This is a genomic window from Acuticoccus sediminis, from assembly GCF_003258595.1.
Classification (GTDB): domain Bacteria; phylum Pseudomonadota; class Alphaproteobacteria; order Rhizobiales; family Amorphaceae; genus Acuticoccus; species Acuticoccus sediminis.
Genome location: NZ_QHHQ01000009.1, coordinates 16,968 through 40,635 on the forward strand (window position 1 = coordinate 16,968; position 23,668 = coordinate 40,635).

Here is a 23,668-nt window from a genome sequence, read left to right on the forward strand (position 1 = left end):
AAAATGATCGTCTTGCGCACTGAAGATATCGCGATGGTCACTTGCGATGTTCGGAGGGCGAAACGGCAGGCGGGTCGGGGTTTGCCGGCCATGTCATCGGGGTTCGGGATGTTCCATCGACGCAGCGCCGCCGGCGGCGCCCAGGACGAGACGCACTGATGGCGGACGCGGCGCGCCCCGCGGGTCACGCCCTCCGTCTCGAGGCGATCACGCACCGCTACAGCGGCACCCTCGCCATCGACGACGTGACGCTCGACATCGCGCCGGGGGATCTGGTGGCGCTTCTGGGGCCTTCGGGCTGCGGCAAGACCACGTTGCTGCGCGCCGTCGCCGGCTTCGTCCGGCCGACGGCGGGGGACATCAGGATCGACGGCGCGTCCATCCTGCACGTCCCGGCGGTGCGCCGCGGCATGGGGATCGTCTTCCAGAACTACGCCCTCTTCCCGCACATGACGGTCGCGGAAAACGTCGCCTACGGACTGGAGGCCCGCCGCACGCCGGCGGACGAGGCGCGCCGTACCGTGGCAAAGATGCTGGAGCTGGTGCAGCTCGGCCATCTCGCGAAGCGCCGGCCGAGCGAGCTGTCGGGCGGCCAGCAGCAGCGCGTGGCGCTGGCCCGGGCGCTCGCGGTCCGTCCGCGCCTCCTCCTGCTGGACGAGCCGCTGAGCGCGCTCGACAAGAACCTGCGCCTCGACATGCAGATCGAGATCCGCCGCATCCAGCGCGAATTCGGCATCACCACGGTCATGGTCACGCACGACCAGGAAGAGGCGATGACGATGGCGGACAAGATCGCCGTCCTCTCCGACGGCCGGCTCCAGCAATACGGCGCGCCGACGGAGGTCTACGACCGCCCCGCGAACGTCTTCGTCAACAGCTTCATCGGGACGACCAACCTCATCGCCGCGACGGTCGCCGAGACCGGGGCGGATCGCTGCCGCCTCGCGTTCGCCGGGGGAGCGGCGCTCGACGTCGCGCAGCCGGCCCCGGGACCGGTCGGCGCGCAGGTGCTCGTCTCGGTGCGGCCGGAGGGGTGGCGCCTCGGCGCGCCCGGCGGCGAGGCGCTGACCGGCCGCTCCGTGATGGCGATGCCGCTCGGCCCCGCCACGATCTACGACATCGCCATCGAGGGCGGACCCTCGGTGAAGGTTCTCGTCCCGCGCGGTCTCGCGGCACCTGTCGCCGAGGGCGAGCGCATCGGCCTCACGCTCGCCGGCGGGGAGGCCCTGTCGGTCTTTCCCGCCGGCGCACCCCAGCCTTCCGCCTAACCCGTCAACAGGGAGACACCGCTATGTTGCGTCATACGCTGAACCGCAGAACCTTGCTCAGAACCGCGGCCGCGCTGGGCGCATCCACGGCGCTGCCGCGGATGGGCTGGGCGGCCGACGAGATCGTCGCCACCTCCTACCCGGGCAGCTTCGAGGAGGCCTACCGGTCGATCCTCCTGCCGGCGTTCGCCGAGAAGAGCGGTGCCGACGCGATCCTGACCCCGCTGCTGGGCGTCGACCAGGTCGCCAAGATCGCCGCGGCGAAGAACAACCCGCCCTATGACGTGGTGATCTTCGACGAGGGCCCGCTTCTCGCCTCCCTCGACAAGGACATCCTGCAGCCCTACCCCGAGACGCCGAACCTCGCCGGCCTGCCGGCCGAATTCCAGGGCGAGGCGAACGGCGGCTACGGCCCGACCGTGACGGTGCAGATCATCGTCCTCGCCTACAACCCGAAGAAGGTCCCGCCGCCGACCGACTGGCTGGACATGTGGAAGGACGACTACAAGGGCCGCGTCGGCCTGACCGGCATGGGCTCCTCCCTCGGCACCTCGTACATGACGGAGATCGCCAAGCGCCTCGGCGGCGGCGAGACCGACTACGAGCCGGCCTTCCAGAAGATGAAGGAGCTCCTGCCGAGCGTCGCGGCGATCGCGCCGAGCCCGGGCGCGCTGGCGGCGCTCTTCCAGACCGGCGAGGTCGACATCGCGCCGAACTACTTCAACAACGTCATGCTGCTGAAGGAGAAGGGCGTCGACGTCGACTACGTCATCCCGCAGGGCGCGCCGGTCCTCATCCGCACCAGCATGCATGTCGTGAAGAATACCAAGGCGCCGGAACTGGCGGCCCAGTACATCGACACGGCGATCGCCGCGGCGGTGCAGCAGAAGCTTCTCGACCCGCCGTTCTACTTCGTGCCGACCAACAAGGACGTCACGTTCGGGGGCGAAGTCGCGAGGATCGCGTCCGACATGGGCGACCTGCTGGAGAAGGGCATCCTGCTCGACTGGCCGACCATCGTGAAGACGCGGCCCCAGCTCATCGAGCGCTTCAACCAGGAGATCCGTCTCTGACGCGGGATCGTCCCATGCGCGGGGTCTTCACCCTGGGCGAGCGGCAACTGTCGTTGCCGCTCGCGATCTTCTTCGGACTCTTCTTCGTGCTGCCGTTGGCGCTGATGACGACGCTCAGCTTCACCGACGGCACGATGCCGCTCACCTTCAGCCTGACGCAGTACGCGACCTTCGTCAGCAACGCGATCAACCTCGGGATCCTGTGGGACACGATCCGCCTGGCGCTCCTGACGACGGCGCTGTGCCTCGTCCTCGGCTATCCGGTCGCCCTCGCCTACCAGCGGCTGTCCGGGTGGACGCGCTCGCTGCTGATGTTCGCAATCATCATGCCGCTGCTGACGAGCGTCGTGGTGCGCACCTTCGCCTGGCTCGTCATCCTGGGGCGGAACGGGATCGTCAACGGCGCGCTCGTCGACCTCGGCCTCGCCCCGGCGCCGCTGCGGCTCCTCTACACGGAGATGAGCGTCGTGGTCGCGCTCGCGCAGATCCAGCTCCCGCTGATGGTGCTGCCGCTGATCACGGCGTTGCAGCAGCTCCCCGCCGGCGTCGAGGAGGCGTCGACCTCGCTCGGCGCGGGCGCGTGGCGCACGTTCCTCAAGGTGACGTTGCCGATGACGCTGCCGGGCGCGGTGGCGGGCGGGCTCCTCGTGTTCGCGGCGTCGGCGACCGCGTTCGTGACGCAGTCCGTGATCGGTGGAGGGCGGCTCATCTACATGCCGCAGTACATCTACCAGCAGGCGATCTCGTTGCAGAACTTCGCGTTCGCCGCCGCGATCTCGGTGGTGTTCACGCTGTCGGTCGTGGGGATCATGTTCGCGGCCAACCTGCTGGCGCAGTCCCGCGCGGTCGAGGGGGCCCGCTGATGGCGCGCTGGGACCGGCTGTCGTTCAACCTCGTGGTGGTGGGCGTGACCCTCCTCGCCGTGGCGCTCCTGATCGCGCCGACGGTGATCATCTTCATCACGTCCTTCACGGATTCGTATTCGCTGCAGTTCCCGCCCGAGTCCTACTCGCTGCGCTGGTATCGCGAGCTTTTCAACTCGCCGCAGATCCTGCGTGCCGCGTGGAACAGCTTCGAGGTGGCGGCGATCGCCACGACGCTGTGCGTGCTCCTCGGCGTCCCGGCGGCGCTGCACCTCCACGCGAGCCGGTCGCGCTGGGCGCGGTTCCTGGACGGGCTCTTCATGTCGCCGCTGGTGTTGCCGGCGCTCGCCTTCGGCCTCGCCCTGGTGATGGTGGTGACGACGGCGGGCTTCGCCCTGTCGAAGACCTGGCTGATCGTCGGGCACACGATCATCTCCGTCCCCTTCGTGCTGCGCACGACGATCGCCAGCCTCGCCCGCAGCGACCCGGCGCTGATCGAGAGCTCGACGAGCCTCGGCGCCTCGCCCTTCATGACGTTCCGCCGGGTGACGCTGCCGCTCATCCGCCCGGGCATCATCGCCGGCGCCTTCCTCGCCTTCATGTGGTCGTTCGACAACATCCCCGTGTCGCTCTTCGTCTCCGATGCGCGTACGGAGATGCTGCCCATCCGGCTGTGGCAGATCATCCAGGCGAGCCTCGACGTGAGGGCGGCGGCGGCCTCGGGCATCCTCGTCGGACTGACGCTCCTGTGCCTCGTCCTGTTCGAGCGGGCCGTCGGTCTATCAAGGCACATGAGATAATCGGACTATGACCGTCAGAATTGGAATGATCACCCCCTCCTCCAACACCGTGCTGGAGCCGTTGAGCGCGGAGATCCTGACCGCGCTGCCGGACGTGACGGCCCACGTCGCGCGGCTGCGCGTCACCACCATCTCCACCGAGGGCGACGCCCTCGCCCAGTTCGCGCCCGAGGCGTTCTATCCGGCGGCCGACCTCCTCGCCGATGCGAACGTCCACGTGATGGGCTGGAACGGGACGTCGCCGGCGTGGATGGGCTTTGCCGGCGACGAGGCGCTCGCGGCCGCCCTCTCGGACCGGTTCGAGGTGGCGACGACGTCGGCGGTCATCGCGGTCAACCAGCTCCTCAGGCTGTTCGGCGCGCGGCGGATCGCGTTCGTGAGCCCCTACGTGGACGCGGTGCAGGAGCGGATCCTGAAGGTCTATGCCGCGGCCGGCTACGAGTGCGTCGCCGAGCGGCACCGGGGCATCTCGGTCAACTACGACTTCGCGCTGATCGACGAGGAGACGATCTGGGCCGACCTCGAGGCGGTGGCGGAGGCGCGGCCGGACGCGGTGGTGGTGATGTGCACCAACATGCGCGGCGCCCGCCTCGCCGAGCGGTTCGAGGCGGCGTTCGACATCCCCCTCATCGACACCGTGTCGGCCTTCCTGTGGGGCGCGCTCGACGCGGCCGGGGCGGACCCGTCGCCGATCACCGGCTGGGGCCGCCTCTTCTCGATGCGGTCCGGGAGCGCCTAGGCGCGGTCAGCGCCGGTCGAGGAGGCGGGCGAGCATGCGGCGGACGTGGTCCTGACCGCCGAAGAAGATGGCGAGGACGCGCACGGTCCGCGTCTCCTCGTCGACGAGGAACCAGTAGATCGCCTGCTCGATGGTGACGTGCCGCAGGTCCGCCATCATCTGCGGGTGCAGCGTCCCGCGGTGGGGCGCGCGGCCGAGCGCCACCGCGGCGATGCGGATCGCCTCGACGCGGCGGGCGGCGTGCATGATCGCCTCCCCGGCGTCCTCGCCGAAGCTGCGGTAGCTCTCCTCCAGGAAGTCGAAGATCAGCTCGAAGTCGCGCTCGGCGTCGGCGGCGAACTCAACCCTGTAGGCCGGCATCGCGCCGCTTGCGTTCGACCATGGCCGTCAGGCGGTCGCCCATCTCCCCGGCGGAGACGAACGGGCCCCGGCGGCGCTCCTCCAGCAGGAGCCTCAGCGCCTCGGTCTCCAGCGTCTCGGCTTCCGAGCGTGCCTTCAGGAGCTCCAGTCCCTGGGCCAGCACGGCGCTGACGCTGGAGTAGCGGCCGGAGCTGACGAGCGCGCGGGCGAAGGCGTGCTGCTCGTCGCTCAATGAGATCGATGATTTGACGGTCATTGGGACACCTCACCCTTCAAGGTGTGACTGGGTAGCACCGATGTCAAGCCGGCCGGCCGTGGCACGTGGACGTTGCCGAAGGGTGACAGCGCGCCGGGCACGGTGTCCGTCGGCGGTACCGTATGCGCAGATTCGATTGATCCGGCCGCACGCCATGGTTTTAGGATTCCGTCACCGACGCAAGCGACGAACGGTTGTCTCTCGGAAAGGATGATCGATCCATGCGCTCCCTGATTGCCGCGTGTTTCGCGGCGGCCACCCTGACCACGTCGATCGCCGCCCACGCCGCCGACCTCGGTCTCGCGGCGCCGATTCCCCAGGAAGAGTTCGAGAAGCGTTGGAGCGTCACCGCCGGCGTCTACCTCTGGGGCGCGGGACTGGACGGCAAGGTCGGCGTCGGCGGCTACGGCCCGGCGGACGTGAACCTCAGCTTCGGCGACATCCTCGAGGATCTCGACATCGCGGTGATGGCGGCGAGCGAAATCCGCTACGACCGGTTCGGCCTCTTCACCGACCTCTTCTACACCAAGACGTCCAGCTCCGCCTCGGTGCTCGACGGTTACGTCGACGTGAGCGTCGGCACCAGCATCTTCGCCGGCACCGCCATGGCCGAGTACCGCGTCCTCCAGCAGGACCAGTCCTCGCTCGACGTGATGGCGGGCGCCCGCGTGTGGAGCGTCAAGGCGGACCTCGACCTCAGGGCTGTCGACGGCCGCACCTTCGACCTGAAGGACACCGAGACCTGGGTCGACCCGATGATCGGCGCCAAGGGCCGCCTCAAGGGCAGCTGGCCCATGTACCTGACGGGCTGGGGCATGATCGGCGGCTTCGGCGTCGGCTCGGACATCGACTGGGACGTGCTGGCGGCCGTCGGGTACGAGTTCAACAAGCACGTCTCGCTGCTCGCCGGCTACCGCGCCGTCGGCGTCGATTACTCGGACGACGGGTACGAGTTCGACACGATCCTGCACGGCCCGGTCGTCAGCGGCGTCCTGCGCTTCTAGCCGCCTCGCGGGCGCCGGCGCTCCTCCCGGCGCACCCATAAGGTGCCACTGATCCGCCCGGGTCCTGCGAGCTGGCGCTCGCCGCTCAAGGTGAGGCGCACATAGCGCGCCTCTGCGGCGTCCTGTCACAATCCCTGCCCGACCGCGCACGAAATCGTGACAGACCGCGAGTGTGAAGACACACTGGCGCGCCTCGCCATGGGCTGGCGCGCCATAAAATCGACGATATTGAAAGTCGTCTATGGCGAACTTGGTAGACCGTGTGGCGGGACTGCCAATAAGTCGGTGGCCGGCTGGACGGCGATCGCGATCAGCCGAACTTATGAGTGCGAACGACGCACGTCCGGTCAGTGATGACGGGGCGACCGACGATCATAAAAGGGAGCAAGAATGCGCAATGTAAAACTGCTGGCCGCCACCACCGCGCTGGCATGTCTTCTGTCCGGAACGGCCTTCAGCCAGACGCTCGTCTATTGTTCGGAAGGATCGCCGGAAGGCTTCGACCCGGCCCCCTACACGGCCGGCACCACCTTCGATGCCTCCTCGAAGCCGATCTACAACCGACTGGTCGAGTTCAAGCGCGGCACCTCCGAGGTTCAGCCGGGCCTCGCCGAGAGCTGGGAGGTGTCGGACGACGGCACCGAGTACACCTTCCACCTTCGCCAGGGTGTTCCGTTCCACACCACGGACTATTTCACGCCGACGCGTGAATTCAACGCCGACGACGTCCTCTTCACCTTCGACCGTCAGCGCGAAGCGGACAATCCGTGGCACGAGTACACGAGCGGCATCTCGTGGGAATACTTCAACGCGATGTCGATGCCGGACCTCGTGAAGGACATCGAGAAGGTCGACGACTATACCGTCAAGTTCGTCCTGACCCGTCCGGAGGCGCCGTTCCTCGCCAACATGGCGATGGATTTCGCGTCCATCGTGTCCAAGGAATACGCCGACCAGCTCGACTCGGCCGGCCGCAAGGAGATGCTGAACCAGGAGCCGATCGGCACCGGTCCGTTCCAGTTCGTCGGCTATCAGCAGGACGCCGTGATCCGCTATCAGGCCTTCGCCGACTACTGGGGCGGCGAGCAGGCGATCAAGAACCTCGTCTTCGCGATCACCGTCGACCCGTCGGTCCGCCGCCAGAAGCTCGAGGCGGGTGAGTGCCACGTGATGCCCTACCCGGCCCCGGCCGACATCAAGGCGTTGCAGGACAACTCGAACCTCAACGTGATGGAGCAGCAGGGCCTCAACGTCGGCTACCTCGCCTACAACACCCAGCAGGCGCCGTTCGACCAGGTCGAGGTCCGCAAGGCCCTCAACATGGCGATCGACAAGAAAGCGATCCTCGACGCCGTCTTCCAGGGCGCGGGCGAGATCGCCAAGAACCCGATCCCGCCGACGATGTGGTCCTACAACGACGCCGTCGAGGACGATCCCTACGACCCCGAGACCGCCAAGAAGATGCTCGTGGACGCCGGCGTGACCGACCTCTCCATGAAGATCTGGGCGATGCCCGTCTCGCGCCCCTACAACCCCAACGCCCGCCGCATGGCGGAGGTGATGCAGTCCGACCTCGCCAAGATCGGCGTCAAGGTCGAGATCGTCTCCTACGAGTGGGGTGAGTACCTGGAGCGCTCCAAGGACGTGAAGCGCGACGGCGCGGTGCTGCTCGGCTGGACCGGCGACAACGGCGACCCGGACAACTTCCTCGCCGTGCTGCTCGGCTGCGACGCCGTCGGCGGTGCCAACCGCGCGCAGTGGTGCAACGAGGAGTTCAACGACCTCATCCAGGAGGCCAAGACCCTCGCCGACCAGGAGGCCCGCGCCGAGCTCTACGCCGAGGCGCAGGTCATCTTCAAACGCGAGGCGCCGTGGGACACCATCGCCCACTCGGTCGTCTTCATGCCGATGAGCAAGAACGTCGAGGGCTACGTGATGGATCCGCTGGGCGGACACTGGTTCGACGGCGTCAGCCTCAGCCAGTAAGTGCAATGACGGGCGCGGGCCCTCACCGCCCGCGCCCGTCGGTACAGTGTAATGCTTCGATTTATCGTTGGCCGTCTGGGCCTCATCATTCCCACCTTCATCGGCATCACGCTGATCGCGTTCATCTTCCCGCGCGCTCTGCCCGGCGACCCCGTGATGATGCTCGCCGGGGAACGCGGCGTCGCCCCCGAGCGATATCAGCAGCTCCTCGTCCAGTTCGGCTATGACCGGCCGATCTGGGAGCAGTACTTCACCTACGTCGGCAACCTGCTCCAGGGCGACTTCGGCAACTCGATCAGCACCAAGCGCCCTGTCCTGCAGGAGTTCCTGACGCTGTTCCCGGCGACGCTCGAGCTCAGCGTCTTCGCGATGCTGTTCGCCGTCATCATCGGGATTCCCGCCGGCATTGTCGCCGCCGTCAAACGCGGGTCGTTCTTCGACCAGGCGACTATGGGCGTCGCGCTGACGGGCTATTCGATGCCGATCTTCTGGTGGGGCCTCCTCCTCATCATCCTCTTCTCGGGCGTCCTCGGGTGGACGCCGGTGTCGGGCCGCATCTCGCTGATGTACTACTTCCCGACGGTCACCGGCTTCATGACGATCGACGCGCTGCTCTCCGGCGAGAAGGGCGCCTTCGCGTCCGCGGTCTCCCACCTCATCCTGCCGACCATCGTGCTGGGGACGATCCCGCTCGCGGTGATCGCGCGGCAGACGCGCTCGGCGATGCTGGAGGTGCTGGCGGAGGACTATGTCCGCACCGCACGCGCCAAGGGGCTGCCGCCGCGCCGCGTCATCGGCCTCCACGCGCTGCGCAATGCGATGATCCCGGTGATCACCACCATCGGCCTCCAGGTCGGCGTGCTGTTCGCCGGCGCGATCCTCACCGAGACGATCTTCTCCTGGCCGGGCATCGGCAAGTGGATGGTCGATTCCATCTCGCGTCGCGACTACTCGGTCGTGCAGGGCGGACTCGTCCTCATCGCCGGGCTCGTGATGGTCGTGAACCTCGTCGTGGACCTGCTCTACGGCCTCATCAATCCCCGGATCCGGCACAAATGACGCGAGGGCACCTTCGATGACCGACCGTCTCCAAGACGCTCCGCAGGCCGAGCAGGTCACCTCCGCATGGCGGATGCGTGCCGCCGTGCTCGCGGAATTCTGGCACTATTTCCGTCAAAACCGCGGCGCCGTGATCGGCCTCGTGGTGTTCATCGCCCTCGTGCTGACGGCGATCTTCGCACCCTATCTCGCCCCCCATGCGCCGGACACGCAGTACCGCGAGTTCCTGCTCGTCCCGCCCTTCTGGCTGGAGGGCGGCTCCTCGCAGTTCGTGCTCGGCACCGATCCCCTGGGGCGCGACATCCTCTCGCGGCTGATCTTCGGGGCGCGCTTCTCGCTCTTCGTCGGCATCTGCGTGGTGGCGATCGCGGTCACCGGCGGCGTCCTCATCGGCCTCGTGGCGGGCTATTTCCGCGGCTGGGTCGACGTGGTGCTGATGCGCATCATGGACGTCATCCTCTCCTTCCCGTCGCTGCTCCTGGCGCTCGTGCTGGTGGCGGTGCTGGGGCCGGGCCTCGTCAACGCGATGATCGCCATCGCGCTCGTCCTGCAGCCGCACTTCGCCCGGCTGACGCGCGCGGCCGTCATCTCCGAGATCCGGCGCGAGTACGTCGTCTCGGCGCGCGTCGTCGGGGCGGGAAACCTGCGGCTGATGTTCGTGACGATCCTGCCGAACTGCCTGGCGCCGCTGATCGTGCAGGGCACCCTCTCCTTCTCCAACGCGATCCTCGACGCCGCGGCGCTGGGCTTCCTCGGCATGGGCGCGCAGCCGCCGACGCCGGAGTGGGGCACGATGCTCGCGGAGGCGCGCGAGTTCATCCTGCGCGCGTGGTGGGTGGTGACCTTCCCCGGTCTCGCGATCCTCCTCACGGTGCTCGCCATCAACCTCGTCGGCGACGGGCTGCGCGATGCGCTCGACCCGAAGCTGAAGCGGAGCTGAGGCCATGACGAATCCATCCTCGGGGCCGCTCCTCGAGATCGAGAACCTCAGCGTCACGTTCGACACCTCCAATGGCCCGTTCAAGGCGCTCGACGGCGCCTCCTACCGGGTCGACACCGGCGAGGTGCTGGCGATCGTCGGCGAGTCCGGATCCGGCAAGTCCGTCGCGATGCTGGCGGTCATGGGCCTCCTGCCGCCGACCGCGACCGTCACCGCCGACGTCATGCGCTTCGAGGGTCACGACCTCATGGCGCTCACTCCGAAGGCGCGGCGGGAGATCATCGGCAAGGACATCTCGATGATCTTCCAGGAGCCGGTGGCGAGCCTCAACCCGTGCTTCACGGTCGGCTTCCAGATCGAGGAGGTGCTCGCCACCCACCTCGGCCTGTCGCGCCGGGCGCGTCGGGCGCGGGCGATCGAGCTCCTCGAGGCGGTCGGCATCCCCGAGCCGAAGTCGCGGCTGAAGTCCTTCCCGCACCAGATGTCGGGCGGACAGTGCCAGCGCGTGATGATCGCCATCGCGATCGCCTGCGAGCCGAAACTCCTCATCGCCGACGAGCCGACGACCGCGCTCGACGTGACGATCCAGAAGCAGATCCTCAACCTCCTCCTGCGCCTGCAGCAGGAGCGGGGCATGGGGCTCATCCTCATCACCCACGACATGGGCGTGGTGGCGGAGACCGCCGACCGCGTCATCGTCCAGTACAACGGCCGCAAGATGGAAGAGGCGGACGTCCTGTCCCTGTTCGAGAGCCCGCAGAACGCCTACACCCGCGCCCTCCTCTCCGCCCTGCCGGAGAACGCGACGGGATCGCGGCTCCCGACCATCGCCGACTACAAGGACCCCACCGCCGGGGAGGCCGCACGATGACCGAAACGGCCCTCGAGACCCGCGGCATCACCCGCGACTATCACGTTCCCGGCGGCCTCTTCGGCCGGCCGCGTACCGTGCGGGCGCTGAAGGGGATCGACCTCGCGGTGGAGCGCGGCAAGACGCTCGCCATCGTCGGCGAAAGCGGCTGCGGCAAGTCCACCCTCGCCCGCATCATCGCGATGATCGACCCGCCCACCTCCGGCACCCTGCTGATCGACGGCAAGCCGATCGACATCACCGCCGGGCGCATCACGCCGGAGCTGCGGCGCAAGGTGCAGATGGTGTTCCAGAACCCCTACGGCTCGCTCAACCCGCGCCAGAAAGTCGGCAACATCCTCACCGAGCCGCTGAAGCTCAACACCGACAAGAGCGCCGCGGAGTGCCGCGACCTGGCGATGGACATGCTGGTCAAGGTCGGCCTCTCCCATGCGCACTACAACCGCTACCCGCACATGTTCTCCGGCGGGCAGCGGCAGCGTATCGCGATCGCCCGTGCGCTGATCCTGAACCCCCTCCTCCTGGTGCTGGACGAGCCGGTGTCCGCGCTTGACCTGTCGGTGCAGGCGCAGATCCTGAACCTCCTCGCCGACCTGCAGGACGAGTTCGGCCTCACCTACGTCTTCGTCAGCCACGACCTCTCGGTCGTGCGCTACATCGCCGATGACGTCATGGTGATGTACTACGGCGAGGTGGTGGAGCACCGCTCGCGCGATGCGATCTTCGCCGATCCGCAGCACAGCTACACGAAGACCCTCTTTGCCGCGACGCCCCGGGCCACGGTGGAGACCATCCGCGCCCGCCTCGCCGCCAAGGCCGAGGCCGCCCTCTGAGGGACTGTTCGGCGCGCGGGGGCCCTGTGGTCCCCCGATGCGCCGGGCGCAGGGCAAAGAGCGGCTTTCCGGCGGCGGCGGAGAAATTACGGGACGAGCCCGCCGATCCGTCGAGAGCGATGGATTCCGGAAAGCCGCTGTTTACCATGGAGTCGATTCGTCGAAATCGTGGATCTGCCCGCGATTCCTGCCGATCCGGCGCCTTGCCGAGGATGAAAGGTACCGTATTGCGGCGGAATCCCTGATCGTCCCGACTTTCGGTTCCGTGGGGCGTAATCCCGATCTTTCCCCGCCCGTTCGGAATTAGGCCATCGAAATGGCGTCGGGCGACTCCACACCGGACACGGAATCGGGCAATCCTCCCCATTGTCCGCAATTGGCCCCGAGGCGAACCGACCGAGACGTGGGAGACGCAGGATCGATACGATGGGACCCGTGGTGCGCAAGGCCTCCACGACCGGCGCCTTTGGCGAGGCGACCGGGCGATGGCGCCGTGGCGCATGCGGGCCGTCGCGCGAGACTGCACGCGTGTCCGGTCGGGTCGAGAGTGTGCCGGAGGGCCGGAAGCGCGGCAATGGAAACGGTCAACCGAGAGGATCGGGAGACCATGTGATGTAACTCGGCAAAGTAAAAGGCCCCGAAGTTGGCGCTTCGAGGCCTTTTGGGCTTCACCACGGTGGTGGCGAAGGGTCTTACTGCACAGCCCTTATGCCTCCCTCCGCGAATCGTGTCAACAACACCGACGCCGGTGAACCCTCCCGCTTTGCCTGACTGTTGGAGGGAGAGATGCAGCTTGCATCCTCCGGAGGCCGGCGGCTGAGACATGCTGCCCTGGTCGCCGGTCAGCACGCGCTCGATTCGGGCCGGATTGTGACGCGCAAGGAGCTTTCGGCCGCCTACCGCCTGGCGCAGGAGGCGCTCGGCCTGCGGCCGACGCTGCGCCTCGTGCTCAGCGAGCTCGTCGCCAACTGGGGCGAGCAGCCGTGGGAGAGGCTGCTGGTGTGGCCGTCCAACGAGCATCTCATCCTGCGGACCGGGTTGTCCGAACGGGCGCTGCGCGTCGCCTTCCGCGCCCTGACGGACCTCGGCCTCATCGTCCCCAAGGACTCGCCCAACGGGAAGCGCTATGCCGTGCGCGATGCCGCCGGGACGACGGTGGACGCGTTCGGCTTCGACCTCACCCCGCTTTATGCACAGCGCGAGAGCTGGGCCGGGCGGGTGGCCGAGCTGAAGGCCGAACGGCAACGGATCAAGCGCGCGTTCGACGAGATCACCATCGCCCGGCGGGCCACCGAGGAGGCGATCGACGCGCTCCGCGAAACCTACCCGCAGATGTGGCGGCCGGAAATGGAGCAGGAGTACGACGCCCTCCTCGCCCGGACCCCGAGGCGCGGCACCGCGATGCCGCCCGTTGGCCTGCTGGACGCCTGGTCGACGCTTCGCTGCACCGTCGAACGTTCGTTCTTTCATGCCGGCAATGGCGGCACCACGTGCCGGCACAATAAAGACAACAACGATTCTTCTAGTGAAACTTGTTACAGCGGCTTTCGAAAGGATGAAGGCGGCGAAGCCGTGCCGGACGGCGGCCGCTCCGCATCTGCGGGTTCATCCGGCTCGCAGGACGAGCCCCCGGAGCACGAAGTGCAGGAGCACGAAGTGCAGGAGCACGAAGTGCAGGAGCACGAAGTCCGCGAGACGATGACGGCGGCGGGACGAACGGAGCCGGGCGGCCGCGTTCGCCCCTCCCCGGGGGCCGCCGCACAGGCCGAGCCGGTCGGCGGCCTCGCTGCGGATCTGGTCCCCGCCGCGATCCGCGAGGCCTGCCCCGCCACGATGGCGTACGGCCGCCCGGCGCGAACGCCATCGGAGGTGGTCGCCCTCGGCGCGTTCCTGCGGCCCATGCTGGGCGCCAACGAGACGGTGTGGACGGAGGCAGTTGCCTCGATCGGGCCGCTGCGGGCAGCCGTCGCGGTGATCTACGTGACGCAGCTCTACGAGGACGACCTCAATCGCGGCGGCGACAGTCGCATCCGCAATCCCGGTGGATACCTGCGTGCCTTCGTCCGGATGGTGGCGTCCGGCAAGATCGATCTCGCGGCCGACCTCCTCGCCATGCGCCGCCGCCGGATGGGGACGTAGGCCCCCTGCCCTGCCGGGCACCTGGACCGAGCCCGGACTGCGCGCGAGAGGCTGGTTCCGGTCGGCGGTGTCGGGTGACACCGGTCCGGTCACGCGCCGTGCGCGTCGGAGCCGCCGTGAGCTCTGAGCCCCGACGCGGGCCGTCAGCCCCGGAGACGGTCGCGCACACACATGAGGGCGAAGCCGAGGAGGTTTTCGCCGCGCCACTGGAGCGGGTTGGCCGCCCGCTTGTCGTCCGCCGCAAGGCCGATCCCCCACACCCGGTCCACCGGGCTCGCCTCGACGAGAACCCTGTCGCCGGTGGACAGGAGGAACGTCCCGAGCGCCGGGTTCTGCGAAAACTTCGCGAGGCCGCCCTCCGTCACGATACGGCGCTTCTCCCGGTCCCAGGTCGCCTGATCGAAGCCGCGCACGTCCCGCCCGATCTGCTTCGCCTGCTTCGGGCTTGCGGCCATGTGGATCTGCCGCACCGCCGGCTCGTCACCGAAGAGGCGCGCCTTTTCGGCCATCATCCAGTGCTCGGCGGTCGGATAGCGGATGCCGTCCACCTCGAAGGCGGCGGGCCACCACTGGCTGAAGCAGGCGGTGGTGAGCTGCCCGTCCCTCGCGGGCTGGTGCCCCCAGAAGTACAGGAACTTCAGGCGCGACTTGGACTTGAACGCTGTTTCGAGGTGGGCACGGTCGTAGTCCATGCATCCACCCTCTAGTGCGGTCCCGCCCGGATGCGCAATGCACGGGTTTCGGATGTGTGCTCGCGTTCGCCGATCGGTCGGGTCAGACGAGAGGTGTGGCCGGTGTCGTCGCGAAAGGGGTTACCGTCACGTCGTGATGCGCCGGGTCGCCCTCCCCACCCCGGCTCTGACCGGAATCGGACCCGGATGCGGCAGTCGGGGTTCCTTCCGCACATCTGGAATGACCGTCTTTCGAAGGCGTCTTCATTTACCGATATGGTAATGGATTACCGTAAGGGGCGTATTTCCCGAAAACGGACTGATCGGTCGGAGTGATTTCGATGCGTTTCGAAGGCGCTGGCCCGGGTAACCCACGGGTTACCCGGGCCGCTCTGTGCTTTCGGCCGAAGGGCCGACCGCTGCCGGTAACCCGTGGGTTACGCCGCGCTGGATTTTGGGATGGCGAGGCCGAGTTCATCCTCGAAGCGCTGGATCGCGCGCTCGAGCGTCTCGCGGGGGACGTCGGTGAAGTCCCAGTCGGTGACGATGCGACATTCGCCGTCGCGGGCGGTGATCCTCATGGCGCCGACACGGAACTCCACCTTGTCGCGCCGGGTCGCGGGCGCCGCCTTGCGCGGGCTCCGCTCGCTTTCGCCGGAAGACAGGATGGCGGCGATCGCGGCCCCCTGCTCGTCCGGCGTGGCGCACGCGGCGAGCGCCGTCTGCAGACCGTCGAGACGCTCAGGCTGCGCCTTGACGATCCGCGCGAGGTCGACGCCGACGTTACGGCTCAGCTCCTTCGGCCACTTCAGCGACCCCTTCAGCTCCGTCAGCAGAAAGACGAAGCTGCGGATGTAGGACCGCTTCATCTTGTGGAGCGAGCCGTAGAGCCGGCCGACCATCGCCTCGGCGTCGTCGCCGTCGACCATCGGGTCGGCCGCAGCCGCGATCGCCACCTGCGCCATCTCGGCGAAGGTCAGATCCTCACGGATCACGTTCTCCTCGACCATGTCGATGTAGCGCGTCACCCGGTTGGCGGCCGCGCCCGCCTCGCCCGGCTCCACCCGCGCGACGATCTGCTCGAAGGACGGGTCGCCCGTCTCGGCGAAAAGCTGTCGCAGCGCGGTCAGGCGCCGCCATCCCTGCTTCAGCTGGTAACGCCCCGCGTCGTCGAGGTAGACCGCGACGGGCTCCTTCTGGCCGCGGGCCCGGATGGAGGACTTCAGCTCCTCCATCTCGTCCGACCCGGCGACCGCGTCGAGGTCGAGGCGGTCGCGCGGCAGGTCCGTCGTCTCGATGTCGCCGAGCGGGAGCGTCACCAGCACCCGGCCCTCGACCTGCGCGGAGCGCCAGGACTTGGCGTCCTCGGCGTTCCTGCGGCGTTGCTCGATCTTCGCCTCGGTGGTCTCCTGCAGGCTCTCGGCCGCCTCGCGGACGGCCGCGCCCATCGGCCCGACGGAGCGTTCGCGCTTCGTGGTGGTCACCTCTTCCAGCGGTCCGAACCCGAACTTGTTGCCGCTTCGCATGGGTCTCACCCCTTCCGGTTGCTGCTCGCTTCGGCGCGCCAGGCCGTCAACACCGTCTCACGCAGTTCCGCGTAAGCGCGGTCGAAACTCTGCCGTGCGCGCTTCCACGTATCACGCGTCATGTTGCGATAGTCCTGCTCGTAGACCGACATCTGGAACCGGCCGGACTGCTCCACCGCCCGTGTCATCTCGATCGGGTTGGCGCACACGTCCGCCCCGAAGACGTTGCGGAACGCGCCCATCATCGCCGAGTGCAGCGGATTGGACGACTCGTAGCGCGTCATCAGCAGACGGACGTCCGCGAACCGCTTCGGCAGCGCGATGCCGGCGTCCTCGGCCAAGGTCGCGTAGCCCTCGGCGATGTCGGCGAGCGCGTCGCCGAGCTGGCCGAGGTAGCTCGTCGTGGAATCGTACTCCCAGTAGCCGGGACCGGAGGGGATGTAGAGGATGTCCGCCGCGAACGCCGCGTTCAGCGACTGGTAGCCGATCGCCGGCGGGCAGTCGAAGATGATGAGGTCGTACTGGTCGTCCGGCAGCTCGTCGAGATAGCGCGCGACGCAGCCGAAGAACGACCACGCCTTGTGCAGCGAGCGGTACTGCGCGCTGGCGAACTCCACGAACGCCGCGTTGGCGCAGGACGGGATGATGTCGATGGTCGGCCAGCAGGTCTTCTGGATGAAGTCCTGGAACCGCTGCGCGCCGATCGACTGCACCGACTCCGGCAGTTCGTCCGAGGCGGGGTAGGGGCAGTCGTCGGGGTCATCGAAGCTCGCCGCGATCCGGTCCGCCTCGCGGCAGAGGTCGCGGCACATGATGCCCCAGACCGTGTTCCACTCCTTCACTTCGGTGAGACCCATGGAGTGGGTGAGCGTCGCCTGCGGGTCGAAGTCGATGACGAGGACGCGGTAGCCGTCGAGCGCGGCAGCATTGGCGAAGTGCTGCGCGACCACCGTCTTGCCGACGCCGCCCTTGAAGTTGGAGACCGCGACGCGCATCGCCCGGCCGCCAGGCCGCTCCGGCAGCAGCGACTTGCCGCGCAGGCGGACCCGGCGGCGAAGCTCGTTGATCTCGTCGAGCGTGAACCAGCGCTGGCGCCCGTCGTCCTCGACGTGGCCCTGGGGGAGGGAGGGGTCGTCGGCCAGCTTCTTGCGCAGCGTGTCCGCCGCGATATCGAACATGAAGGTGGAGATTTCCCAGATCGAGAACGGCCGGAGCGACTTGGTCTCGGAAGGAGAGAACGTCGCCTTGCGCACCGCGGACTGCTGCGCGAGGCTCCGCTCGTTCATCGTGAGGAGGTCGGTATGGTCCCTCATCCGGCGTCTCGCATGTTCGGCCATCCCGCTCCGATTAGCGGGGCTTCGGGCGAGGCGCAAAATCTGTATCGGGTGTTCATTGAGGGTCCGAAGAACGTGGACGTTCGAGTCTGTGGCCTGTCGACGCAAAGCTTGATGACACCGCAGGAAGCTCCGTCCGAACTGGGGTGGCAGGTGGGCGTCGGAGTTGGACTCAGATGCATCATCGGACATTATCCTTAATGCCCGCTTAAATCGTCCCGGCTTTTTGCAGCGGTCCCTCAGAATCCCGCAAGTGCGGATCGGCGACGGAATAACGCGATTGCCGGCTGTCTTGACGGCCGGAGAGGGGAGGGCCGTGCCGTCCGTGGCCGGCCCGCGGAGGCACACCCGGGCGGTGGTCAGACCGCGCGGTCGAGCACCTCGACGGAGAGGATCGTCGGCAGGTGACGGGCGACCTCGCTCCAGCTCTCGCCGGCGTCGCCGCTGAAGAAGACCGAACCGCTGTTGGTGCCGAAGTAGACGCCCGCGGGCTCGCGCCGGTCTCCCGCCATCGCCTGCCGCAGGACGGTGAAGTAGCAGGACGTCTGCGGCAGCCCCTCGCGCATGCCCTGCCAGGTCCGGCCGCCGTCGCGCGAGCGCCAGACCGCAGCCGCGGCGTCCGGCGGGAAGCGGCCGGCCATGTCGCCGTTCAGCGGGATGGTCCAGATCGTGTCGGCGTCGCGCGGGTGGACCCGGATCGGGAAGCCGAACGTCGAGGGGAGGCCGTCGGTGATGTCGTCCCAGCTCCGGCCGCCGTCGCCCGATCGCCAGACGCCGCAGTGGTTCTGCTGGTAGAGGACGTCCGCATCGCCCGACGCGCGCACCATGTTGTGGACGCAGTGGCCGGTCTCGCCGTCGCGCGGGCCGGCCGGGTGGGTATGCGTCGAGGCGCCCTGTGCGTTGGAGAGGCGGTTGCGCCGCTCCCAGGTGGCGCCGCCGTCCTCCGTGGCGAAGACGCCGGCCGCGGAGATGCCGATCCACATCGTCCCCGGGTCGGTCGGATGCGGCACGATGGTGTGGAGGACCAGTCCGGCGCCGCCGGGTGACCAGCTCTCGCGGGACGGATGGTTGGCGAGGCCCTCCACCTTCCGCCACGTCTCGCCGCCGTCGCCGCTGGTCAGAAGCTCGGCGGGCTTGGTCCCGGCGTAGAGCGTCCCGTTGGCGAAGCACAGGCTCCAGATCTGCGAGAAGCTGTCGCCGTAGGGGAGGGGCTCGGCGGTCCAGCCGATCATCTCGGCGAACGACGGGTCGTTCGCCGCCCAGTCGTCCATCATGCCCTTGGTGAGGCGGGCGAGGGTCCACGACTTGCCCCCGTCGGTCGAGCGCCAGACGCCGGCCCCGTGGAAGTCCCCGCCGCCGCCGGCCCAGATCGTCCCGGTGGCCGGATCGCCGACGACGTGATTGATGCTCCACCCGTCGCAGTAGGGCCCGTGGACGGTCCACCCCTCGCGATGTTCGTCGCCGGCAACGAGGAAGGTGCCCTTCGTGGTTCCGACGAGGACCGTTACGCCATCTGCCGCCATATAAGGCCTGCTTATTTTGCGGGCGACGCGGCGCCCTTGTCCGCGCGACACTACGCGACCGACGCGCGCAATGCACCCCGGCCTTCGGGCCGGCGTCGGATACGAGACGTCGTCCGGAACGATAAGTTCCGCCTACAGGCGATCACAATCGTGGAGGGGAGGGCAGCAGGTCCGGCCGCCATGCGCCGCGCCCGGACGCGCGCGGGCGGCAGGGGTGGGGCGGGGGGCGCTGAGCCCCCGCCCGACGGCTCACTTCTGGCCGGCGAGCGCGCCTTCGCGCTGCTTGATCATCATGAAGGTGTCGAACGTGTACTCGGACACCTGCTGCCAGAGGTAGGTCTGCGCCTGGAAGCCCATCATCGAGTCGTAGATCTTCTTGAACGCCGGGTCGTTCGCGTTGATCTCCGCATAGACCTCCTGGGAGGCGGCAAAGGTGGCCTGCATCACGTCCTGCGGGAACGGACGCGGCTGCGCACCCTGCTGCACCAGACGCTGCAGCGCCTGCGGGTTCTTGAAGTCGTACTCGGCGAGCATCTCGATCGTCGCCGCGCGGCAGGCGGTCTCGAGCAGGCTCTTGTAGATGTCCGGAAGCTGGTTCCAGCTCTCGGTGTTGACGAACGAGTTGAGGACGAGGTTTCCCTCCCACCAGCCGGGATAGTAGTAGTACGGCGCCACCTGGTAGAAGCCGAGCTTCTCGTCGTCGTAGGGGCCGATCCACTCCGCCGCGTCGATCGTGCCGCGCTCGAGCGCCGGGTAGATGTCGCCGCCCGCGATCTGCTGCGGCACGACGCCGAGCTTCTCCATGACACGCCCGGCGAGGCCGGCGATGCGCATCTTCAGGCCGTTCAGGTCCGCGACGGAGTTGATCTCCTTGCTGAACCAGCCGCCCATCTGCGCGCCGGTGTTGCCGGTCGGCAGGTAGTGCAGGCCCTGCGTGTTGTAGAACTCGTTCAGAAGGTCGATGCCGCCGCCGTAGTAGAGCCAGGCGAACATGCCGCGCGCGTTGAGGCCGAACGGCACCACCGCGCCGAGCGCCCAGGTCGGGCTCTTGCCGACGTAGTAGTACGCCGCCGTGTGGCACATCTCGACGGTGCCGCTGGAGACGGCGTCCGCGGCCTGCAGGCCCGGAACGATCTCGCCGGCGGCGTAGACCTGGATGTCGAACGCGCCGTCGGTCGCCTCGCGCACGTACTTCGCGACGTCCTCGGCACCGCCGTAGATGGTGTCGAGCGACTTCGGGAACGACGAGGTGCACCGCCAGCGCACCTGCGGCGCCGACTGGGCGATGGCGGGAGCGGCGAGGGTGACGCCGGCCGCGCCGGCACCCGCGCCAGTAAGGAACTTACGCCGATCCATGGGATCCTCCTTTGAGATTTAGGGACGTTCGGTTGACCCCGAAGGGGCTCCGAAATTGATGGGCGGCAGGCCGAGCTGTGGCGCTTGCGCGGGACTCGGAGTGCCGCCGGTGTTCTGTCCGGTGGACGGGGCCGGCGGCTGCGGCGCGGCCGGCGCGGCGGGCTGCGCCGGTGCGGGCGAGCCGGTGCCGAAGTTGAGCGGCGGCAGGCCGAGCGACTGCGCCCCGCCCTGGGCCGGAGCCTGTCCGGACGGCGCCTGTCCCGAGGGCGCGGGAGTCGCCGGAGCCGCCGGCTGGGCATTGCCGCCGGACGGGGCGGCCCCGCCGGACGGTCCGAAGAGCGGCGGCAGGCCGAGTTGCGGGGCCGCGGGGGTGGGCGAAGCAGGGGCCGCTGCCGGGGCGTTAGAGCCGCCGCCGCCGAACGTGATCGGCGGAAGGCCCATCGACGGTGCGCTCGTTCCCGGCGCCGTCGACGCGGGCGCCGACGCGCCCGACTGGGGGGCGCCGAAGAGCGGCGGCAGCCCGAGCCCTGGCGCGCCGTTCGCCGGGGCGGTCGTGCCGCCCGTGGAAGGCGTCGTCACAGGCGCCGGCGGGGCCGGACGGCGCGTCGCGTGCTGCACCAGCGACGGCACCATGATCACCAGCAGGATCATCAGGAACTGGATCACGATGAAGGGCAGGACGCCGCGGTAGATCGAGGCCGTGCGGATCGCGGCCAGCGTGCGGCCGGTCACCGGGTCGGTCGTGTCCTGCGAGGAGGCGACGGACCGCAGGTAGAACAGCGAGAAGCCGAACGGCGGCGTCAGGAACGAGGTCTGCAGGTTGATGCCGAGGATGACGCCGAACCAGACGAGGTCGATCCCCAGCTTCGCCGCCACCGGCGCCAGCAGCGGCACCAGGATGAACGCGATCTCGAAGAAGTCGAGGAAGCAGCCGAGGATGAAGATCACCACCGTGACGGTGACGAGGAAGCCCGTCTGTCCACCCGGGAGCGCCAGCAGCAGCTCCTCCAGCCAGATGTTGCCGTTCACCCCGTAGAAGGTGAGGCTGAAGACGCGCGCGCCGACCAGGATGAACATCACGAAGGCCGACAGCGTCGCCGTCGCCTCCACCGCCGAGCGGAGCGTGGCGAAATCGAGCCGGCGCTTCGCGAACGCTAGGACCAGCGCGCCGACCGCGCCCATCGCGCCGCCTTCCGTCGGCGTCGCGATGCCGAGGAAGATCGTGCCGAGCACCAGGAAGATGAGCGCCAGCGGCGGGATCAGCACGATGACGACCCGCTCGGCGAGATAGGACAGGATCTTCAGCTTGAAGACGCCGTTCACGACCGCCGCCAGGTAGGCGACGATGACGGCCGTCGCCGCCGACGCCACGACGGCGGTCGCCGAGACCATGTGCGCGTAGATCGTGTGGCGGGTGACGAAGTAGAGCCCGACGGCGATCGCGAGGAGGACGACGAGCGAGAGGATCCCCTTGCCGAGCGTGCGGTCCTCCACCGGGAGCGCCGGGACCAGCGACGGCCGCACGAGCGTCAGCACGAAGATGTAGGCGCAGTAGAGGCCCACGATCACCAGCGCCGGCCACAGCGCGCCGAGATACATGTCGCCGACCGACACCCCGAGCTGGTCGGCCATCACGATGAGGACGAGCGACGGCGGGACGATCTGCGCCAGCGTGCCGGCCGCGGTGATCGAGCCCGTCGCCACCGACTGGGAGTAGCCGTAGCGCTGCATGATCGGCAGCGAGATGAGGCCCATCGCGATCACCGACGCGGCGACCACGCCGGTCGTCGCCGCCAGCAGCGCGCCGACGATCAGGACCGCGTAGGCGAGACCGCCGCGGATCGGGCCGAACAGCTGGCCGATGGTGTCGAGGAGGTCCTCGGCCATCCGCGACCGCTCCAGGATCAACCCCATGAAGGTGAAGAACGGGATCGCGAGCAGCGTGTCGTTCGACATGATGCCGAAGACGCGCTCGGGCTGGGCGTTGAGGAGCGGCCAGAAGAGGTTGATCTGCGACGGCGCGATCTCGGACAGGCCGACGCCGACGACGAAGTAGAACAGGCCGCCCGCGGCAAGCGTCAGGGCGACGGGGTAGCCGAGAAGCAGCAGCCCCATCACCGAGATGAACATGATGGGGGCGAGGTTATGCGCGATGAGGTCGAGCATCTAGCGGATCCCGACCCGGTGGGCGTCCTCGGCGAGGCGCGCCTCCTCCGCCGCCGTCGGCGGGAGGTCGCGCGGCGGGTGCGCGTCCCGCAGCGGTATGTGCCCCGTCACCTCGGCGAGGCGCTTGATGATCTCCGAGACGCCCTGCACCACGAAGAGCGCGAAACCCAGCAGGATGAGCCCCTTGGCCGGCCAGAGGATGAGCCCGCCGGCGTTCATCGAGGCCTCGCCGCTGAAGTAGGAGCGCCAGAAGAACGGCCACGACAGCCACGTCATCAGGATCGCGAACGGCATCAGGAACAGGATGTGGCAGACGAGGTCGATCCACGCCCGCGTCATCGGCGAGAGGCGCTGCGTGACGACGTCGATCCGCACGTGCTCGTTGCGCTGCAGCGCCCAGGCGGCGACCAGCATGAACACGGCGCCGAACAGGTACCACTGCAGTTCCAGCCAGGCGTTGGACGAGATGTCGAAGGCCTTGCGCACGATGGCGTTCGCGGCGCTCACGATGACGGCGAGAAGGATCAGCCAGGCGATCACGCGCCCGATGGCAGCGGTGATCCGGTCGATGCCGCGCGACGCGGCCAGAAGAGCGCCCAATTCGAACTCCTCCCCCGCGCCGTCGCGGGGTGAATCTAAGGATGCGCCGCTCCCGTGGCGGAAGTCCGACGCTCCGGTGGCGACGGGCTTCCAAGCCCTAAGGCACGGAACGGTAACGAAGTTTCATTCGCCAACGGATTAATGCATTGCGCGCTATTTGGAAATGGTTCGTTTAAATGAACGACCACCCACTGGACGCGACGACATGCGCGAGGCGGTGCCGGCACCCTCGCGCCAACACCCCCGAATCGCGTCCGGATCCGGAGGGAGCACGGCCCGGCGCCCCGTTCGCCGACACGAA

The 23,668-nt window shown here is 68.3% G+C and carries 20 protein-coding genes and 1 pseudogene; 12 read left to right on the forward strand and 9 right to left on the reverse strand.

Annotated features, from left to right (window positions below):
* The first annotated feature begins 158 nt into the window (after positions 1–158).
* Genes DLJ53_RS29005 through DLJ53_RS29025 form a run of 5 tightly spaced genes read left to right on the forward strand, consistent with a single transcriptional unit; the run spans position 159 to position 4,743 of the window.
* Positions 159–1,268: an ABC transporter ATP-binding protein gene (locus tag DLJ53_RS29005; protein WP_111351735.1), complete on the forward strand. Its 1,110-nt coding sequence runs from the start codon at positions 159–161 to the stop codon at positions 1,266–1,268.
* Positions 1,269–1,291: 23 nt separating this feature from the next.
* A complete protein-coding gene (locus DLJ53_RS29010; protein ID WP_111351736.1) occupies positions 1,292–2,341 on the forward strand; it encodes an extracellular solute-binding protein in 1,050 nt (349 codons plus the stop codon).
* 14 nt (positions 2,342–2,355) lie between these two features.
* Positions 2,356–3,204, forward strand: coding sequence for an ABC transporter permease (locus DLJ53_RS29015; protein ID WP_111351737.1), 849 nt, complete (start codon positions 2,356–2,358; stop codon positions 3,202–3,204).
* Complete coding sequence (locus tag DLJ53_RS29020) at positions 3,204–4,004, forward strand: ABC transporter permease (RefSeq protein WP_111351738.1); 801 nt, start codon at positions 3,204–3,206, stop codon at positions 4,002–4,004. Before DLJ53_RS29015 ends, DLJ53_RS29020 begins: the two co-directional genes overlap by 1 nt.
* Positions 4,005–4,011: 7 nt before the next feature.
* Positions 4,012–4,743: a maleate cis-trans isomerase family protein gene (locus DLJ53_RS29025; protein ID WP_111351739.1), complete on the forward strand. Its 732-nt coding sequence runs from the start codon at positions 4,012–4,014 to the stop codon at positions 4,741–4,743.
* Between the two features lie 6 nt (positions 4,744–4,749).
* Here DLJ53_RS29025 and DLJ53_RS29030 read toward each other — a convergent pair whose 3' ends face one another.
* Both DLJ53_RS29030 and DLJ53_RS29035 read right to left on the reverse strand, forming a co-directional pair.
* Positions 4,750–5,103 (reverse strand): type II toxin-antitoxin system RelE/ParE family toxin, encoded by a 354-nt coding sequence (locus DLJ53_RS29030; RefSeq protein WP_111351740.1) that lies wholly within the window; start codon positions 5,101–5,103, stop codon positions 4,750–4,752.
* A complete protein-coding gene (locus DLJ53_RS29035) occupies positions 5,084–5,359 on the reverse strand; it encodes a ribbon-helix-helix domain-containing protein (protein ID WP_111351741.1) in 276 nt (91 codons plus the stop codon). The genes DLJ53_RS29030 and DLJ53_RS29035 overlap by 20 nt, the downstream gene beginning before the upstream one ends.
* Positions 5,360–5,580: 221 nt before the next feature.
* Between DLJ53_RS29035 and DLJ53_RS29040 the strand changes: the two genes are divergently transcribed.
* The 7 genes from DLJ53_RS29040 (at position 5,581) to repC (ending at position 14,191) form a co-directional block, all read left to right on the forward strand.
* Complete coding sequence (locus DLJ53_RS29040) at positions 5,581–6,363, forward strand: hypothetical protein (protein ID WP_111351742.1); 783 nt, start codon at positions 5,581–5,583, stop codon at positions 6,361–6,363.
* Between the two features lie 390 nt (positions 6,364–6,753).
* Positions 6,754–8,349 (forward strand): ABC transporter substrate-binding protein, encoded by a 1,596-nt coding sequence (locus tag DLJ53_RS29045; protein ID WP_111351743.1) that lies wholly within the window; start codon positions 6,754–6,756, stop codon positions 8,347–8,349.
* A gap of 51 nt (positions 8,350–8,400) precedes the next feature.
* The gene (locus DLJ53_RS29050; protein WP_111351744.1) at positions 8,401–9,408 is read left to right on the forward strand and encodes an ABC transporter permease subunit; all 1,008 of its coding nucleotides are present in this window, start codon (positions 8,401–8,403) and stop codon (positions 9,406–9,408) included.
* A gap of 73 nt (positions 9,409–9,481) precedes the next feature.
* The gene (locus DLJ53_RS29055) at positions 9,482–10,348 is read left to right on the forward strand and encodes an ABC transporter permease subunit (protein ID WP_404801211.1); all 867 of its coding nucleotides are present in this window, start codon (positions 9,482–9,484) and stop codon (positions 10,346–10,348) included.
* Between the two features lie 4 nt (positions 10,349–10,352).
* Positions 10,353–11,219, forward strand: a complete 867-nt coding sequence (locus tag DLJ53_RS29060; protein ID WP_111351746.1) for an ABC transporter ATP-binding protein — start codon at positions 10,353–10,355, stop codon at positions 11,217–11,219.
* The gene (locus tag DLJ53_RS29065) at positions 11,216–12,052 is read left to right on the forward strand and encodes an ATP-binding cassette domain-containing protein (protein ID WP_111351747.1); all 837 of its coding nucleotides are present in this window, start codon (positions 11,216–11,218) and stop codon (positions 12,050–12,052) included. The genes DLJ53_RS29060 and DLJ53_RS29065 overlap by 4 nt, the downstream gene beginning before the upstream one ends.
* Before the next feature lie 786 nt (positions 12,053–12,838).
* Entirely contained in the window at positions 12,839–14,191 is a 1,353-nt protein-coding gene (gene repC, locus DLJ53_RS29070; RefSeq protein WP_111351748.1) for a plasmid replication protein RepC, read from the forward strand.
* Positions 14,192–14,334: 143 nt separating this feature from the next.
* Here the strand turns inward: repC and DLJ53_RS29075 are convergent, their stop codons facing one another.
* The 7 genes and pseudogenes from DLJ53_RS29075 to DLJ53_RS29105 all read right to left on the reverse strand — a co-directional run bounded on the left by DLJ53_RS29075 (position 14,335) and on the right by DLJ53_RS29105 (position 23,367).
* Positions 14,335–14,883 carry a riboflavin biosynthesis intermediates N-glycosidase gene (locus DLJ53_RS29075; RefSeq protein WP_111351749.1) on the reverse strand — a complete coding sequence of 183 codons (549 nt, stop codon included), beginning with the start codon at positions 14,881–14,883 and terminating at the stop codon, positions 14,335–14,337.
* A 416-nt stretch (positions 14,884–15,299) separates the two neighbouring features.
* Positions 15,300–16,388: a ParB N-terminal domain-containing protein gene (locus tag DLJ53_RS29080; protein WP_111351750.1), complete on the reverse strand. Its 1,089-nt coding sequence runs from the start codon at positions 16,386–16,388 to the stop codon at positions 15,300–15,302.
* Between the two features lie 5 nt (positions 16,389–16,393).
* Complete coding sequence (locus DLJ53_RS29085) at positions 16,394–17,701, reverse strand: AAA family ATPase (protein WP_111351751.1); 1,308 nt, start codon at positions 17,699–17,701, stop codon at positions 16,394–16,396.
* Between the two features lie 380 nt (positions 17,702–18,081).
* On the reverse strand, positions 18,082–19,245 hold the full coding sequence (locus tag DLJ53_RS29090; RefSeq protein WP_111351752.1) for a WD40/YVTN/BNR-like repeat-containing protein: 1,164 nt from the start codon (positions 19,243–19,245) through the stop codon (positions 18,082–18,084).
* Between the two features lie 249 nt (positions 19,246–19,494).
* Entirely contained in the window at positions 19,495–20,601 is a 1,107-nt protein-coding gene (locus tag DLJ53_RS29095) for a TRAP transporter substrate-binding protein (protein ID WP_111351753.1), read from the reverse strand.
* A 426-nt stretch (positions 20,602–21,027) separates the two neighbouring features.
* Positions 21,028–22,767, reverse strand: a pseudogene (locus DLJ53_RS29100) (TRAP transporter large permease); the annotation flags it as partial.
* Positions 22,768–23,367 (reverse strand): TRAP transporter small permease subunit, encoded by a 600-nt coding sequence (locus tag DLJ53_RS29105; RefSeq protein WP_111351755.1) that lies wholly within the window; start codon positions 23,365–23,367, stop codon positions 22,768–22,770.
* Between the last annotated feature and the right edge of the window lie 301 nt (positions 23,368–23,668).